General features: G+C 64.7%; 13 protein-coding genes. 11 read left to right on the top strand and 2 right to left on the bottom strand.

Going from position 1 to position 15445, the window contains the following annotated elements; all coding sequences use genetic code 11:
• The first annotated feature begins 21 nt into the window (after nucleotides 1-21).
• From metZ to RID11_RS03130, 6 genes are all read left to right on the top strand, one after another.
• A complete protein-coding gene (metZ, locus tag RID11_RS03155; protein WP_350135960.1) occupies nucleotides 22-1206 on the top strand; it encodes an O-succinylhomoserine sulfhydrylase in 1185 nt (394 codons plus the stop codon).
• Between the two features lie 123 nt (nucleotides 1207-1329).
• Nucleotides 1330-2430, top strand: a complete 1101-nt coding sequence (folE2, locus tag RID11_RS03150) for a GTP cyclohydrolase FolE2 (RefSeq protein ID WP_350135958.1) — start codon at nucleotides 1330-1332, stop codon at nucleotides 2428-2430.
• A 191-nt stretch (nucleotides 2431-2621) separates the two neighbouring features.
• Entirely contained in the window at nucleotides 2622-3263 is a 642-nt protein-coding gene (locus RID11_RS03145) for a hypothetical protein (RefSeq protein WP_350135956.1), read from the top strand.
• Nucleotides 3264-3389: 126 nt separating this feature from the next.
• A complete protein-coding gene (locus RID11_RS03140) occupies nucleotides 3390-3611 on the top strand; it encodes a hypothetical protein (RefSeq protein ID WP_350135954.1) in 222 nt (73 codons plus the stop codon).
• Nucleotides 3612-3786: 175 nt separating this feature from the next.
• Complete coding sequence (locus RID11_RS03135; protein ID WP_350135952.1) at nucleotides 3787-4014, top strand: DUF1127 domain-containing protein; 228 nt, start codon at nucleotides 3787-3789, stop codon at nucleotides 4012-4014.
• A 65-nt stretch (nucleotides 4015-4079) separates the two neighbouring features.
• The gene (locus RID11_RS03130) at nucleotides 4080-5528 is read left to right on the top strand and encodes a TrkH family potassium uptake protein (RefSeq protein WP_350135950.1); all 1449 of its coding nucleotides are present in this window, start codon (nucleotides 4080-4082) and stop codon (nucleotides 5526-5528) included.
• Nucleotides 5529-5788: 260 nt separating this feature from the next.
• On the opposite strand, the gene RID11_RS03125 is transcribed toward RID11_RS03130, so the two are convergent.
• Together RID11_RS03125 and RID11_RS03120 are read right to left on the bottom strand one after the other, a co-directional pair.
• Entirely contained in the window at nucleotides 5789-6073 is a 285-nt protein-coding gene (locus tag RID11_RS03125) for a hypothetical protein (protein WP_350135948.1), read from the bottom strand.
• Between the two features lie 135 nt (nucleotides 6074-6208).
• Nucleotides 6209-7978: a trypsin-like peptidase domain-containing protein gene (locus RID11_RS03120; protein ID WP_350135946.1), complete on the bottom strand. Its 1770-nt coding sequence runs from the start codon at nucleotides 7976-7978 to the stop codon at nucleotides 6209-6211.
• Between the two features lie 168 nt (nucleotides 7979-8146).
• Here RID11_RS03120 and RID11_RS03115 point away from each other — a divergent pair, with 168 nt between their 5' ends.
• The 5 genes from RID11_RS03115 to RID11_RS03095 all read left to right on the top strand — a co-directional run bounded on the left by RID11_RS03115 (nucleotide 8147) and on the right by RID11_RS03095 (nucleotide 15418).
• On the top strand, nucleotides 8147-9076 hold the full coding sequence (locus RID11_RS03115) for a glycine--tRNA ligase subunit alpha (protein ID WP_350135944.1): 930 nt from the start codon (nucleotides 8147-8149) through the stop codon (nucleotides 9074-9076).
• Nucleotides 9076-9600, top strand: a complete 525-nt coding sequence (locus RID11_RS03110; protein WP_350135941.1) for a DUF6446 family protein — start codon at nucleotides 9076-9078, stop codon at nucleotides 9598-9600. Before RID11_RS03115 ends, RID11_RS03110 begins: the two co-directional genes overlap by 1 nt.
• A 5-nt stretch (nucleotides 9601-9605) precedes the next feature.
• The gene (gene glyS, locus RID11_RS03105) at nucleotides 9606-11747 is read left to right on the top strand and encodes a glycine--tRNA ligase subunit beta (RefSeq protein ID WP_350135939.1); all 2142 of its coding nucleotides are present in this window, start codon (nucleotides 9606-9608) and stop codon (nucleotides 11745-11747) included.
• Nucleotides 11748-12100: 353 nt separating this feature from the next.
• Nucleotides 12101-14641, top strand: a complete 2541-nt coding sequence (locus RID11_RS03100) for a putative PEP-binding protein (RefSeq protein WP_350135937.1) — start codon at nucleotides 12101-12103, stop codon at nucleotides 14639-14641.
• A 165-nt stretch (nucleotides 14642-14806) separates the two neighbouring features.
• Nucleotides 14807-15418: a cell wall hydrolase gene (locus tag RID11_RS03095; RefSeq protein WP_350135935.1), complete on the top strand. Its 612-nt coding sequence runs from the start codon at nucleotides 14807-14809 to the stop codon at nucleotides 15416-15418.
• Nucleotides 15419-15445: the final 27 nt, after the last annotated feature.

The following is a 15445-nucleotide window of genomic DNA, read 5'->3' as shown; positions in this document are numbered from 1 at the left end:
ACTGCGCCCGGAGGACGAGATATGAGCGACACTTGGCAGAAACGCACCAAGCTGGTGCATGGCGGCACGCGGCGCAGCCAGTATAACGAGGTGAGCGAGGCGATCTTTCTCACGCAGGGCTTTGTCTACGAGAGCGCCGAGGCGGCCGAGGCGCGGTTCATCAAGGCCGGTGACGACGAGTTCATCTATGCCCGCTACGGCAACCCGACCGTCGCGATGTTCGAGGATCGCATCGCCGGTCTTGAAGGCACCGAGGACGGCTTTGCCACGGCAAGCGGCATGGCGGCGGTCTCCGGCGCGCTGACGTCGATGCTGCGGGCGGGCGATCACGTGGTCTCGGCGCGGGCGCTCTTCGGCTCGTGTCTCTATGTGCTGGAAGAGGTGCTGACGCGCTTTGGCGTCGAGGTCACCTTCGTGGATGGCACCGATCTCGAGCAATGGCGCGCGGCGATTCGCCCCGACACCAAGGCGGTCTTCTTCGAGACGATTTCCAACCCGACGCTCGATGTGGTGGATATCCGCGCCGTGGCCGATCTGGCCCATGCGTCAGGCGCATTGGTCCTCGTCGACAACGTCTTTGCCACGCCGGTCTTTTCCCGCGCGGTCGAGCAGGGCGCGGATGTGGTGATCTATTCCGCGACCAAGCATATCGACGGGCAGGGACGCGCGCTTGGCGGCGTGATCCTCGGCACGCGCGAGTTCATTCGCGGCACGGTGGAACCTTACATGAAACATACCGGCGGTTCGATGTCGCCCTTTACCGCCTGGATCATGCTCAAGGGGTTGGAGACGATTGATCTGCGGGTGCGTGCGCAGGCCGAGACCGCGTTGCAGATCGCCAATGCGCTGCACGGCGATGCGCGTCTGGCGCGGGTGATCTACCCGGGCCATCCCAGCCACGCGCAGCACGAACTTGTGACCGCGCAGATGGGGCAGGGCGGCACCGTTCTGGCGCTTGATCTTGCGGGCGGGCAAGGGGCCGCGTTCCGCTTTCTCAATGCGCTAGAGATCGTGCTGATCTCGAACAACCTGGGCGATGCCAAATCCATCGCGACCCATCCTGCCACCACGACCCACCAACGCCTGCCGGTCGAAACCCGGGCGCAGCTTGGGATTACGCCCGGTCTGGTACGGCTGAGCGTGGGGCTGGAGGATGCGACCGACCTGATCGAAGATCTCACCCGCGCGCTCGACGCGAGCGGATAAAGCGAAATCAACGGGATAAGAATGATCCGCCGTGCCGCTTTTGTCGTAAATCCTACGATAATAGCAATTCCCGTGCCAATGCCTTATGTAAGGGATTGGCGGCGCGGAGAGGGAGCCTTTGCCATGAACATGCATCCGTCCGAGATGAACCCAACGCCTGACCGTGACGCGGCGAAAGCGGCGCTCGATGTGCTGCGCGATTGGGCCCGCACGGCAAGCCCCGAAGAGGTGGCCGATCTCGATCCCGCGATCGCGCGGCTGCTGCCCGAGGCTGAGATGTCGAACTACCCGGCCCTGTCGCGCACCTATCCCGACGGGTTCGAGGTGACGGATGCCTATCGCGCATCGCTGCCTGATCTTCAGAATGGCCCGGCCTCGCTGATCCGTGGCACCAAGCAGCAATTGCAGCATGTGGGGATTTCCAATTTCCGCCTGCCGATCCGCTTTCACAGCCGCGACAATGGCGATCTGACGCTGGAGACCTCGGTCACCGGCACCGTCAGCCTTGAGGCGGGTAAGAAGGGCATCAACATGTCCCGGATCATGCGCAGCTTTTACAAGCATGCGGAAAAGACCTTCAGCTTCGAGGTGATGGAGGCCGCACTCGCGGATTACATCACCGATCTCGACAGCCTCGATGCCCGGCTTCAGATGCGGATTTCCTACCCGATGAAGGTGCAATCGCTGCGCTCGGGCCTGGAGGGCTATCAGTATTACGACATAGCACTCGAACTGGTCGAACAGGACGGCGTCAAGCGCAAGTTCATGCATCTTGATTTCGTCTATTCCTCGACCTGCCCCTGCTCGCTGGAACTGAGCGAGCATGCCCGCGCCACGCGCGGGCAACTGGCGACACCGCATTCGCAGCGCTCGGTCGCACGCATTTCGGTGGAACTGATCGAGGGCGATTGCCTGTGGTTCGAGGATCTGATCGAACTGGCCCGCCGCGCCGTGCCCACGGAAACGCAGGTCATGGTCAAGCGCGAGGACGAACAGGCCTTTGCCGAGTTGAACGCGGCCAACGCGATTTTCGTCGAGGATGCCGCGCGTCTCTTTTGCGAGCAGCTTCTGGCAGACCCGCGCATCGGTGATTTCCGCGTGGTGGCCAGCCATCAGGAAAGCCTGCACAGCCATGACGCGGTCAGCGTGCTGACCGAAGGCGACACCTTTGACTCTCAGAGCCTCGATCCGCGTCTCTTCCAAACGCTGGTCCACGGTCGCTGACCGACGAAAGCTGTGCTGAATGCCCGGTTTTCGGGCGTTCAGGCCGCATTTTCGGCAGATATCTGCGCACAGGCGCTTTTGTGATTTGACCTTCGGGCGAATTGCTGCAACGCAGCATCGTGCGCGCGTTACACTCATGTCACCTGCCTGCGATACTGCGGGGACGCATCTCGATGAAAAGGATACCGACCATGCTTGCACCCGATCTGCCGCTCAAACTCTCCGCCGCCGGGATTCGGCTGACCGGCTACATGATCGAAAGCAATCTGCGTGTTGCGCAGGTCTTTGGCGAGGCCGCGTTGCAGGCAAGTTCGTTTTCCATGCCGACGAAATCGCGTTCGGTGGTTGCGAAATCCGCACCCAAACCGGCAGCCAAGCCGAAAGCGGTCAAGCCGGCCACCAAGGCCAAGGCCCCCGCGCCCAAGCCAGCGGCGAAAAAGCCCGAGGCCGCGCCGGTAACCGCAGCGCCGAAACCTGCCGCGCCGAAGACGGCTGCAGAGCCTGCCAAGGCCGCTGCCCCCGCCGCCCCTGCGAAAGCCGCACAACCGGCGCAGAAGCCTGCACCGAAAAAAGAAGCGCAACCCGCCCCGGCCAAGCCCGCACCGCAAAAAGCGGCACAACCGGCGGCAGCCAAGCCCGCACCGCAAAAGCCCGCCGCCGCAGCGCCCGCGGCCAAACCGGCGCCTGCGGCCAAACCCGCGCCCGAGACCAAGCCCGCGCCCGAGGCCAAAACGCCTGAAAAGACGGCGACACCGGCCCAGAACAAGCGCCCGCGCGCGCCCTCCAACCCGCCTGCGATGCCGGGTGCGTCCAAGAAAGTTGATGCGGAATAACAGGTTGCAGGCCGGGATGCGTCAGGCGCAACCCGGCCATTCCAATTTGGCGCTAGTCATGTCAACGGCGCTGACCTAACTTTGCCATAGGGAGGAAACGGATCACTTTGCATGTGAGGTTTCCAAATGGCGAATATCACCACCAACATCACCGCAGCGTCGCAAGATGGCGTCTGGAAGCGGTTCATCGCGGCGCTTGAGCGCGGTATCAACGCGCAGGCACGGGTGCAGTCCCGGCGTGACCAGATCGAGGCGCTCGAAGCGAAAAGCAATGCGGAACTCGACCGCATGGGCATTCGCCGCGACCAGATCGCGTATCACGTCTTCAAGGATCTGTTCTACGCCTGACCTTTGAAAGACACGCCTGTTCGGGCTCCGTCGGCTGCTGGCTGTCGGGGCCTTTGTCATGCTGCATTGCAGCAACACTTCGCTCATACCGGATACGCCGGCGCGCATTTCGCACCATGATGCGCTATGCTGACGGCAGGGAGGGGACCCGTTCGATCCAAGGAAAGGGGACCCAATGGCCGAGACCGACCTGACGACCCGATTTCTACCGCCGACATGGCGGCGTGATCTGGATCTTTTCATGGCAGAGCGCGCACCGGGCATGAATGCCTATATGCTGACCCGACAGCGCCTGCTGAGCGTGGCCCATATGCACAGCCTGAGCGATTCGGAACTGGCCGCGATGGGATTGTGCCGTGCCGATATCCCGGCATTCGTCTTTGAGGACCTGTTGCCGGACTGAGGTCGCACCACACGCGTCTCTATCGTGCTTGACAGTGTCGCGAAGCACCGCCAACTCTGCGCGTCATGTTTGATGTGCGACCCGTCGGATATCTGGTTGGCCTGATGGTCACCGCCATGGGCGCGACCATGGCGCTGCCGCTTCTCGTGGATATCGCCGAGGGGCGCGGACACTGGCCCGTTTTCGCCGAAAGCATGATCGTGACCTGCATGATCGGCGCGCTCGTGGCGCTTGCGTGCAAGAATTCCGTGGGCAAGGGGCTGACCATTCAGCAGGCGTTTCTGCTGACCACGCTGGTCTGGGTGATGTTGCCGCTCTTCGGCGCGCTGCCCTTCATGCTGGGCGAGACGGATCTGCATTTCATCGACGCGTTCTTCGAATCGATGTCGGGGGTCACGACCACCGGATCGACGGTAATCGCGGGGCTGGATGACCTGCCCAAGGGGCTTTTGCTGTGGCGCGGCATCCTGCAATGGCTGGGTGGCCTCGGGATCGTGATCGTGGCGCTGGTGTTCCTGCCCGAGATGCGCGTGGGCGGCATGCAGTTCTTTCGCTCCGAAGGGTTCGACACCTTCGGCAAGGCGCTGCCGCGCACCATCGACATCTCCAAGGGCGTGCTCAACGTCTATCTCGGCCTGACGCTGATCTGCACCCTGACCTATCTGGTGCTGGGGATGGGCGCGTTCGAGGCGACGGTGCATGCGCTGACCACCGTCTCCACCGGCGGGTTTTCCAGCAAGGACGCCTCCTTTGCGGCCTTCCCCGGTGCGCCGCAATATGCCTGCGTGGTCTTCATGATCCTGGCGACCTTGCCCTTCGTGCGGATGATGCAGGGCGTGCAGGGCCAGATCCGCCCGATCCTGCATGACACCCAGGTGCAGACCTATCTGCGCTGGATCTTCTACGCCGTGGCGCTTGTTCTGGCCTATGATTTCGCGGTCAACGGGCGCTTTGACGAAGACAGCCTGCGGCTGCGCCTGTTCAACGTGGTGTCGATCTTTTCCGGCACCGGTTACGGCGATGGCGATGTCACCGCCTGGGGCAATTTTCCCTTTGTCATCCTGATCGCCGTGGGCGCGATCGGCGGCTGCACCGGCTCCACTGGCTGTTCGATCAAGATTTTCCGCTACCAGCTCATGCTGCGCGCGCTTGGCCAGCAGGCACGGCGGATTTTCCATCCCTCCAGCGTCATGATCCTGCGCCATGAGGGGCGGCGCGTCGAGGACGAGGTGCTGCAATCGGTGATGCTGCTCTTTACCTGCTACATCCTGTCGCTCGGCTTTTTCTCGGTGGCGCTGGAGATGACGGGCCTGCCGCTGATGGAATCGGTCACCGCCGCCTGGACGGCGATTTTCAACGTCGGCCCGGCCTTCGGCGAAACCGTGGGCGCGACGGGATCGCTTGCGGCGTTTCCAGACGCGGCCAAGGCGCTGATGATCCTCGCGATGCTGATGGGCCGGTTGGAGGTTCTGGCGGTGATCGTCCTCTTGGTACCGGCCTTCTGGCGCAACTGAGGGTAGGTTTTGGTCTGGAGCGGACATTAATTGGTCCGTAGAAGGTGCCGCGTGAACGCAGGGCCGGGGACTGGCGATGCGACGGGTGTGGCGGGTACTTTATGCCAGCCAAGTCACTAAAACCCCAACACGTAGCGCAACCCCTCAAATCGCCAGGCCGCGGGACGGCCCGGCGATCGCGCGGCACCTTCGGTGCGTTTCGCGCGAGATGCGTCAACGGCAGCTCAAGGCCAAACCACCCCCTTCATCACACATCCGGCCTAATACACGTCCGCGCCGCCCTTGGTTGCAATATAGGTCGGGCATTCGGGGCGCGAGGTGTTGATGATCAAGAACCACACCACCTCTCCGGGGCGACCGGTACGCGAATATTCGCAGCCACTGGGATGGGTCCACCACTGGCCCGCATGGCTGGCGGGCGGCATGACCGTGCTGGTGCCGCCCTTGATCGCGGTGGTGTAGCCGTAACCATTCGCGGTCTGCGCGACCGCGCTCGTGGCAAGGCTGGTCAGGGCTACTGCGGTGGCCAACAGGGTTGTCTTCATGATCTCATACTCCGTTTTCTGACTGAGGCCGCACCTGCCAGACGAGTTTGGCGGCGCAGCGTGACCCCGATTGCACCTGCCTTGGGCGGCGCGTGCAGGTCGGGTTCGTGTCAGGAAAACGGCGTTTAGAGAAAATTATTCCCAACAGCTCACAAGTACGGTCATCGCACTTGCGTGGTCCGTCAGGGATTCGGGCGTGAGCGCGTCGATCTGAGAGGTCTTGCTCGGAGAGATCCCCCCGCGCGACAGCACGTCCTGCAAGGCCCCGTTGGTGGCGGCAAAGCTGACCCCGTCGGGCAGGCTGCGCCCGTCCAACTCATGCGGCAGCAGCATGCCGAGCACTGCGCCCCCGGTGTCGAGCACGGGCCCCCCCGCATCGCCATCGAGCGAGGCGAGCGCCAGCCGCTTGAGGTGGCTCTCGCCATGCAGCCCCTTGAGGTCAGAGACCTGCCCGAAGGTCACGGTGGGGGCCCCCAGCACACCGCCATAGGAATAGCCCGCGACCGCCACATCGGACATCAGGCGCGGTGCAAGTTCCTGAAAGGTCGCCACCCGCATCGGGGCAAGCGGGTCTTTCGGTTGCAGCACCGCCACCCCTAGGGCCTCGTCAATCAGCGTCGCAGTTGCCGTGTAGGTTTCGTCTATGGTGATCCGCCCGCATTGCTGTACCGCGTCCGCCGTGGTCAGAACCGCGCCGCCACTATCGACATAGAATCCCGAGCGGGTGAGGCGCGGCTTGCGCACTTCCAGCCCGGCGATCAGGTCGATGCGCTGCTCCGATTGCGCGCCCTCGGTCGGGTCGAGCGTGCCGGGCAACCATTCGAAACTGTCCTGCATCTTCTGGATCAGGCGATTGCGGCGCTCCTCGTCTCCGGCGGGCCAGATCAGGGTAAAGCCCTTGATCTCGCCGTCACGGTGCCAGACCTGCGTGTGGGATATCCGCAGCGCCCCCTCGCCAATCAGGGTGAAACTGTCGGCCTCAAGGCCGCGCGGCCCGGTTTCGGGCACGATTTCCAGCGTTTGCATGATGTCATAAAGCCCGGCCATGGTGTTGCTGTCGCCGCTCTGGCTGATCAGCAGGACGCGCGCATCAAGATCACCCGCCGGGGTGTAATGCGCAAACGGCGGCTCGTAGCGGTCGAACTCCACAACCTCGGTCGGCAGCGTCATTGCGATGCCCGCGCCGTTGTCGGCCACGCGTTCCAGGCCAAGCCCGTCGAAGACGGCGTTGTACTGCACGAGCAACTCAGCCCGTTGCCGCGTCGTCAGGATGCCGGTGGCGTCAAAGCCGTTCTCATCCTGCCAGCGCGCCATCGCCCCGCGCGTGCCTTGCCCGAAGGCCGCGTCGATGGCCCCGCCATAGACCCCGGCCCATTTGAGCGCGACCTGCAACTCCGCGCGCTCGTCGCGGCTCAGCAGGCTTTCGCTGGCACGCGCCTCGCGCGGGGTCTCGTCCACCGGCGCGGGGGCGGGCTCAGGTGCGGCGATGACGTCATCGGGCAACTCGTCGGGGGCCTGCGGCGACACAAGCGTCGGCTGCTCCAGCAGGTTCGCCCCGATCGGCCAGAACTGGCGCTGATAATCCGAGGTCTCGGCGATATAGCTGTCGCGCGCGATCACCCCCTCGCGGCGATAAACCTGCAGCACGCGCTCGGCCTCCTCGCGCCGGTACGGCCCGAGCGCGATCGCATACCAGCCCCGCCCCAGCGAGAACCCGTTCACATCCGATAGATCACCCGCATAGCCGCGCGCGCTCTGCTGGGCCTCGGCAAGGCTGGGCTGCGCCTCGATCTGCACCCAGACCAGCGGTTCGCCCGTGGTATCGGTAAGCGGCGCACCCTGCGCCTGCGCCAAGGTGGGGTTGAGCAGAACTGCGGCAATAAGTGCCAGAACGATACGCGCCATGAGATTCCCTTGGTCAAGACCGGTTATTCAATATCTAGGTGTCTCAGGGGGTTTTACCAAAACTGCCGGGCGATGCATCTGAAATATGCAGGCCCGCGCGATTGACCCTGCCGCGCGACACGCCTAGAGAAAGGCGGCAATTTCAGGGTGCCGATCCCGGGGGACCGCATGACGCAGGCCACAGACAAACCGCGCAGTTTCCAGGAGATCATCCTGCGGCTGCAAAGCTATTGGGCCGCGCAGGGCTGCGCTGTGATGCAGCCCTATGACATGGAGGTCGGCGCAGGCACCTTTCACCCCGCGACCACGCTGCGCTCTCTTGGCTCCAAACCCTGGGCTGCTGCCTATGTGCAGCCCTCGCGCCGCCCCACCGACGGGCGTTATGGCGAGAACCCCAACCGGCTCCAGCATTATTACCAGTATCAGGTACTAATCAAACCCTCGCCGCCCGACCTGCAAGACCTCTATCTCGGCTCGCTCCGCGCCATCGGCATCGACATGGCCCTGCATGACATCCGCTTTGTCGAGGATGACTGGGAAAGCCCGACGCTCGGCGCATGGGGCCTGGGGTGGGAGGTCTGGTGCGACGGCATGGAAGTCTCCCAGTTCACCTATTTCCAGCAGGTCGGCGGTCATGATTGCCACCCCGTCTCGGGCGAGCTGACCTATGGTCTGGAGCGGCTGGCGATGTACGTGCTGGGCATCGACCACGTGATGGACATGCCGTTCAACGACCCCGCAGCACCCATTCCGCTGACCTATGGCGATGTCTTCCGCCAGACCGAAGAGGAATACAGCCGCTGGAATTTCGATGTCGCCAACACCGAGGTCCTCCTGCGCCACTTCGAGGAGGCCGAGGCCGAATGCGAGGCGATCCTCGCCCAAGAGGCAACCGATCCCAAGACCGGCAAACGCATCGTCATGGCGCATCCCGCCTATGACCAGTGCATCAAGGCGTCGCATCTCTTCAACCTGCTCGATGCGCGCGGCGTGATTTCCGTGACCGAGCGGCAGGCCTATATCGGTCGGGTACGGGCACTGGCCAGAAAATGCGCCGATGCCTTCGTGCAGACAGAGGCCGGGGGGCAGGCAGCGTAATGGGCAAATTTCTCGCGGGGGCGATCTTGATATCCGCATTGGTGGCCGGGGCGGCCATGTATTACCTTCAGGTCTATCACTTCTACGAAGAGGTGGCGGCCACCGGCACCGACGATGTGCAACTGACCTCGCTCGTCACCGGCGCGCCCGAACCGGTGCTCTATGACGCGTTTCAGGCGATCGACGCCGATAGCAGCCCGATCCGCTACCGCGCCTGTTTCACCACCACGATGAGCCATCCGATGCTCACCGAGACCTACGAACTCTTCGAGCGCGCCGAGCCGCTCAATGCCCCTGGCTGGTTCGACTGTTTCGATGCGCAGGCCCTCGGGGCTGCGCTCGAAGACGGGCGCGCGCTGGCCTTTCTGGGCCAAAAAGACATTCAATACGGCATCGACCGGATCGTCGCCATCACCGAGGACGGCAAGGGCTTTGTCTGGCACCAGATCAACCGCTGCGGCGAGGTGGTGTTCGACGGCCAGCCCGCCCCCGAGGATTGCCCCGAACCGCCGCAAGGATATTGACGACCATGCCTGATCTGCTGATTGAACTCTTCTCCGAGGAAATCCCCGCGCGCATGCAGGCCAAAGCGGCCGACGACCTGCGCGCGCGCCTGACCGATGCACTGGTCGAGGCGGGGCTGACCTATGCGGGCGCGGCGGCCTTCTCCACGCCCCGGCGGCTGACGCTGACGGTGCAGGGGCTGCTTGCCACCAGCCCCACCACCCGCGAAGAGCGCAAGGGCCCCCGCGTCGATGCGCCGGAAAAGGCCATCGAGGGCTTTCTGCGCGGCGCGGGCGTGACCCGCGAGGATCTGGAGATCCGCGACGAGAAAAAGGGCCAGGTCTATTTCGCCACCATCACCCGGCCCGGACGCCCCGCCGCCGAAATCGTCGCCGAGGAGCTGGAAAAGCTCATCCGCAATTTCCCATGGCCCAAGTCGATGCGCTGGGGTGCTGGCTCCCTGCGCTGGGTGCGCCCCCTTCATTCCATCCTCTGCATCCTGACCGGTGACGACGGTGAGGCGCAGGTGGTCGAGATGGAGGTCGACGGCATCCGCGCAGGCAACACCACACGCGGCCACCGTTTCATGGCCCCCGATGCGTTTTCCGTGACCTCCTATGACGATTACGCCGCCCGCCTCAAGCGCGCGCATGTGGTGCTTGACGCGAGTGAGCGGGCCGAGGCGATCTGGCAGGAGGCGACAAATCAGGCCTTTGCCGCCGGCTGCGAGGTGGTCGAGGATCGCGGGCTCTTGTCAGAGGTCGCGGGGCTGGTGGAATGGCCCGTGGTGCTGATGGGCCGGATCGACGAAGATTTTCTCGATCTGCCGCCCGAGGTGTTGCAGACCTCGATGAAGGAACACCAGAAGTTCTTCAGCGTGCGCAACCCCAAGACAGGCCGCATCGAACGCTTCGTCACCGTCGCCAATGTCGAGACGGCGGACCACGGCGCGACCATTCTGGCGGGCAATCAGAAGGTGCTGGCGGCGCGCCTCAGTGACGCGAAATTCTTTTGGGAGAATGACCTGCGCACGGTGCGGGACAAGGGCCTCGAAGGCATGGCCGAAGGGCTGCGCGACGTCACCTTCCACAACAAGCTGGGATCGCAGGCGGATCGCGTCGAGCGCATCGCGGCGCTGGCGCGCGAGATCGCACCGCTGGTGGGCGCCAAGCCCGATCTCGCCGCCGAGGCCGCGCGCGTGGCCAAGGCCGATCTGCAATCCGAAATGGTCGGAGAATTCCCCGAATTGCAGGGGCTGATGGGCCGCTATTACGCGCAGGCCGCAGGCCATGATGACGGCGTGCCCGAGGCCTGCGAAGAACATTACAAACCGCTGGGGCCGGGCGACGCCGTGCCAAGCGCGCCCGTGTCGGTCGCCGTGGCGCTGGCCGACAAGATCGACACGCTGACCGGATTCTGGGCGATTGACGAGAAGCCCACCGGCTCCAAAGACCCCTACGCGCTGCGCCGCGCGGCGTTGGGGGTTATTCGATTGGTGTTGGGGAATGGGGTTCGGTTGGGGCTTGTGAAACTATTGTTTAACGGCATCCAGTCGTCACCCGGTCAGAGCTTCCATGAGCGCACCCCGGACACGCCCTCCGACGAAAGCGAACGCGCAGATCATAATCACATGAAGGTTGCAAGAAACCTCCTCGCCTTCCTCCACGACCGCCTCAAGGTCCATCTCAAGGACGAGGGCCTGCGCCATGACGTGATCGACGCCTGCCTGACGATGGAGGGCAATGACGATCTCACCCTGCTCGTCCACCGCGCCCGCGCGCTCGGGGACTTCCTCAAGACCGACGATGGCGAGAACCTGTTGCAGGGGTTCAAACGGGCCAACAACATCCTGACACAGGCCGAGGAAAAGGACGGCGTCGAATACTCCTTCGGCGCGGATGTGAAATTCGCCGAGACCGATGAGGAAAAGGCGCTCTTCGCAGCCCTCGACACGGCAGAGCCGCAGATCGGCCGTGCGCTGAAGGCAGAGGATTTCGCCGGGGCGATGCAGGCCATGGCCGCCCTGCGCCCGGCCGTCGATGCGTTTTTCGAGGCGGTGCAGGTCAATGTCGACAATCAGGTGCTGCGCCGCAACCGCCTCAACCTGCTCAGCCGTATCCGCACCAGCTGCCTGCAGGCCGCCGACCTTAGCCGCGTGGAGGGGTAGGGCGACCCATCGGCGGGGTTGGCGTTGTGCGGCTGTTCAGGTGCAGCCCCAACGCGCGGAATCAAGGTGCCGCAGGCACCGCCGCGCAGCGCCCGACCGCCCCCTCGGGCGGGCGCTTCTGCAACGTCGCAATACCGCGCAATCGTTGTAGTATATGGCTACCATAAAGCGCGCCCCGCGACCGTAGCAGCGCCCACCCGGCGGTCGGGCGCTGCGCGGCTCATCTCAACGCCCGCTCCAGCCCAAACCCCCGCCTCCCGTTGTCGCATCCCCGCCCTGTCACATATCCGTTATCCTTTCCCTTGCCTTGCACGCCGCGCGGCGTATGGTGCGGACAAAGGAAAGGTGCCGCAGTGCAGCAAGACGACCCCGATATCACCCTGATCACCCCCACGGCCCCGGTGCATACCCGCACCCACGGGGGGCGGGCGAAATGCCTGCAACGTCTGGTGCGGCTCGATCTGCCGGTGCCGCGCACCATCGCGCTGTCGTTTGAGGCGGTGCATGGCATCGCGGCGGGCGAGTTGCCCGACATGGCCGCCCTGCTCGCGCCCTTCGGCGAGGCGCCGCTGCTCTGCGTGCGCCCGTCCTCGGAAGATCCCGATTGGGGCGGGCCGGGCGCGGTGCTCAATATCGGCATCAACGATGCGCGATTCGTCGAACTGTCGGACAAGATCGGCAAGCGCGCGGCGGCCGAGATCTACCTGCGCTTCGTGCAATCCTACGCGGTCCACGTGGCGCGGCTCGACCCGGATATCTTCGACGACGTTTCCGAGGACGCCTGCATCGGGCTGGGCCAGGCTCTGCGCGCCTACGAGACCGAGACCGAAGAGGAGTTTCCGCAGGACCCGGCGGTGCAACTGACCGAGGTGCTGCGCTCCATGGCCCGCGCCTGGGAGGGGACGACCGCCCGCCTTCTGCGCCAGGCCAAGGGTGCCCCCGCCGATGCCGGCCTCGGCCTTGTGGTGCAGGAACTGGCGCTCGGCCTCGGCGAGGGCGAATGCGGCTCGGGCGTGATGCAGCTGGTCAACAGCCAGACCGGCGCGCGCCAGATCACCGGGCGCTATCTCAGCCAGAGCCAGGGCCGCGATGCGCTGCAGCGCGGCGCGGATGCGCTCTATCTCGAACGTGATCCGCGCGGCCCCTCGCTCGAGGAGCTGGCCCCCGATGCCTTTGCCCACGTCAAGGCCTATGCCGCGCTGATGCGGGAAAAGCTGCGCGAGGACATGCAGGCCGAATTCACCATCGAGAACGGCAAGGTCTGGCTGCTCGACGGGCTGCGCGTCGCGCGCAACGCCCGCGCGGCCGTGAGCATTGCCGTGGCGCTCGCCGAGGACGGCATCATCAGCCACGAAGAGGCGCTGATGCGGGTCGAGCCGCGCGCGCTCAACGAACTCCTGCACCGGCAGGTCGACCCGGAGGCCGAGCGGGACGTGCTGGCCCGTGGCATTGCCGCAAGCCCCGGTGCCGCCTCGGGCCGGGTGGTGTTTTCCGCCGCCGACGCGCAGGCGGCGCAGGCGCGCGGCGAGGCCTGCATCCTTGTGCGCCGCGAAACCAGCCCCGAGGATATTCGCGGCATGCATGCCGCCGCCGCCGTGCTGACCGAACGCGGCGGCATGACCAGCCACGCCGCGGTGATCGGGCGCGGCATCGGCCTGCCCTGTGTGGTGGGCGCCTCGGACATTCATTTCCAACCCCGGCGCAAGCAGTTGACCATGCCCGGCGGTCGCGTCGTCAAGGCGGGCGAGAGGATCACCATCGACGGCACCAACGGCCTTGTGCTGGCGGGCGAGGCGCCGCTGCTCGAGGCCGCGCGCGACGGCTCATTCCAGACCCTGATGAGCTGGGCCGACAACGTGCGTGACATCGCCGTGCGCGCCAATGCCGACACGCCCGCCGACGCCGAGGTGGCGCGCAATTTCAACGCCCGCGGCATCGGCCTGTGCCGCACCGAGCACATGTTCTTCGAGGCCGACCGCCTGACGGTGATGCGCGAGATGATCTTTGCCGATGCCAGCGAGGATCGCGCGGCCGTGCTGGAGCGGCTCTTGCCTATGCAGCGCGCCGATTTCACCGATCTTTTCCGCATCATGCAGGGGCAACCGGTCTGCATCCGTCTCTTCGATCCGCCCTTGCACGAATTCCTGCCCACCGACAGGGACGGCCATCTGCAACTGGCCGAGGCGCTCGATCTGCCGCTGTCGGACGTGACCCGCCGGGTCGAGGCGCTTGGCGAATACAACCCCATGCTGGGGATGCGCGGCGTCCGTCTCGGGATTACCGTGCCCGAGATCTATGACATGCAGGCGCGGGCGATCTTCGAGGCGACGCTCGAGTCGAGCAAGGACGGTGCGCCGGTGGTTCCCGAGATCATGATCCCGCTGGTCAGCGCCCGGCGCGAGGTCGAACTGGTCAAGACCCGGATCGACGCGGTCGCCGCCGCCGTGCGCAACGAGACGGGCCGCGATTTCGCCTATCGTCTCGGGGTCATGGTCGAGACCCCGCGCGCCGCGCTGCGGGCCGGAGAAATCGCACCGCTGGTGTCGTTCCTCAGCTTCGGCACCAATGACCTGACGCAGATGACCTATGGCCTGTCGCGCGACGATGCCGGGCGGTTCATGTCCAACTACGTGCAGCAGGGCGTCTATCCCGAAGACCCGTTCCACAGCCTCGATGTCGATGGCGTCGGAGAGCTTTTGCGCATCGGGGCAGAGCGCGGCCGCGCGGCCAATCCCGACGTGGTTTTGTCGATCTGCGGCGAACATGGCGGCAATCCCGAATCGATTGCGTTCTGCCGGGACGCGGGATTTACCTATGTGTCTTGCTCGCCGTTCCGGGTTCCGGTGGCGCGACTTGCTGCCGCACAGCTGACCGTGCGCGACAAGATCGGGTAGTCCGCCAGCCCTGCGGCGCAATATACACATCTGCGCAAGGCCTTTTTCAGCCATAAAACGACATGAGCGATTCCCCGCCGACCCCGAGGGTGGACGGATGGGCCCAATTTGTCTAAACGCCGCCGGATGACAAAAGGGCTTTCCCTGATGGCAAGGAGATCACGCATGAAACACGGGCTACTCATCGCCGCCCTCGCGGTGCTGGCCGGGCCGGTTGCAGCGGATACACCTGTGACCCGGCTGATGGAACAGGAAACGCGCGCGCTGCGCTCGATTTCCGGTGACCGTCTGGCAAGCTATATCACCCGTCCCGAGATTGGTATCGAATACTCGCGCGACTGGCTCGCGGGCCTAGATGTCGATGGCGGCAACGTGCAATCCGCCTGTCTGGCCGAGGCGCTCTATTTCGAGGCGCGCGGCGAAAGCGTGCGCGGGCAGTTCGCGGTCGCCGAGGTGATCCTGAACCGTGTCGACAGTGCCGCCTATCCCGACACCGTTTGCGGCGTGATTCATCAGGGCACGGGGCGCAAGTTCCAGTGCCAGTTCACCTATACCTGCGACGGACACGAAGAACATATCGCCAATCCGGCGGCCTTCGATCAGGTGAACAAGGTGGCCCGCCTCATGGTGCAGGGTGCGCCGCGCCGTCTGACCGACGGGGCCACGCATTACCACACCCGCGCGGTGAACCCTCGCTGGGCCCGCGTCTATCCTCGCACCACCACGATCGGTGTGCATCATTTCTATCGCAAACCCACGCAATTGTCCCGGAACTGACGGGGCAGGCGGGCAAAGGCCGGAATT

This window comes from Roseovarius sp., from assembly GCF_040219995.1.
Lineage (GTDB): Bacteria > Pseudomonadota > Alphaproteobacteria > Rhodobacterales > Rhodobacteraceae > Roseovarius.
This window is presented reverse-complemented; position numbering and strand designations above follow the sequence as displayed.

Coding starts and splice junctions, on each gene's coding strand:
- metZ (WP_350135960.1), top strand. CDS start 22: ATGAGCGACACTTGGCAGAAACGCACCAAGCTGGTGCATGGCGGCACG.
- folE2 (WP_350135958.1), top strand. CDS start 1,330: ATGAACATGCATCCGTCCGAGATGAACCCAACGCCTGACCGTGACGCG.
- RID11_RS03145 (WP_350135956.1), top strand. CDS start 2,622: ATGCTTGCACCCGATCTGCCGCTCAAACTCTCCGCCGCCGGGATTCGG.
- RID11_RS03140 (WP_350135954.1), top strand. CDS start 3,390: ATGGCGAATATCACCACCAACATCACCGCAGCGTCGCAAGATGGCGTC.
- RID11_RS03135 (WP_350135952.1), top strand. CDS start 3,787: ATGGCCGAGACCGACCTGACGACCCGATTTCTACCGCCGACATGGCGG.
- RID11_RS03130 (WP_350135950.1), top strand. CDS start 4,080: ATGTTTGATGTGCGACCCGTCGGATATCTGGTTGGCCTGATGGTCACC.
- RID11_RS03125 (WP_350135948.1), bottom strand. CDS start 6,073: ATGAAGACAACCCTGTTGGCCACCGCAGTAGCCCTGACCAGCCTTGCC.
- RID11_RS03120 (WP_350135946.1), bottom strand. CDS start 7,978: ATGGCGCGTATCGTTCTGGCACTTATTGCCGCAGTTCTGCTCAACCCC.
- RID11_RS03115 (WP_350135944.1), top strand. CDS start 8,147: ATGACGCAGGCCACAGACAAACCGCGCAGTTTCCAGGAGATCATCCTG.
- RID11_RS03110 (WP_350135941.1), top strand. CDS start 9,076: ATGGGCAAATTTCTCGCGGGGGCGATCTTGATATCCGCATTGGTGGCC.
- glyS (WP_350135939.1), top strand. CDS start 9,606: ATGCCTGATCTGCTGATTGAACTCTTCTCCGAGGAAATCCCCGCGCGC.
- RID11_RS03095 (WP_350135935.1), top strand. CDS start 14,807: ATGAAACACGGGCTACTCATCGCCGCCCTCGCGGTGCTGGCCGGGCCG.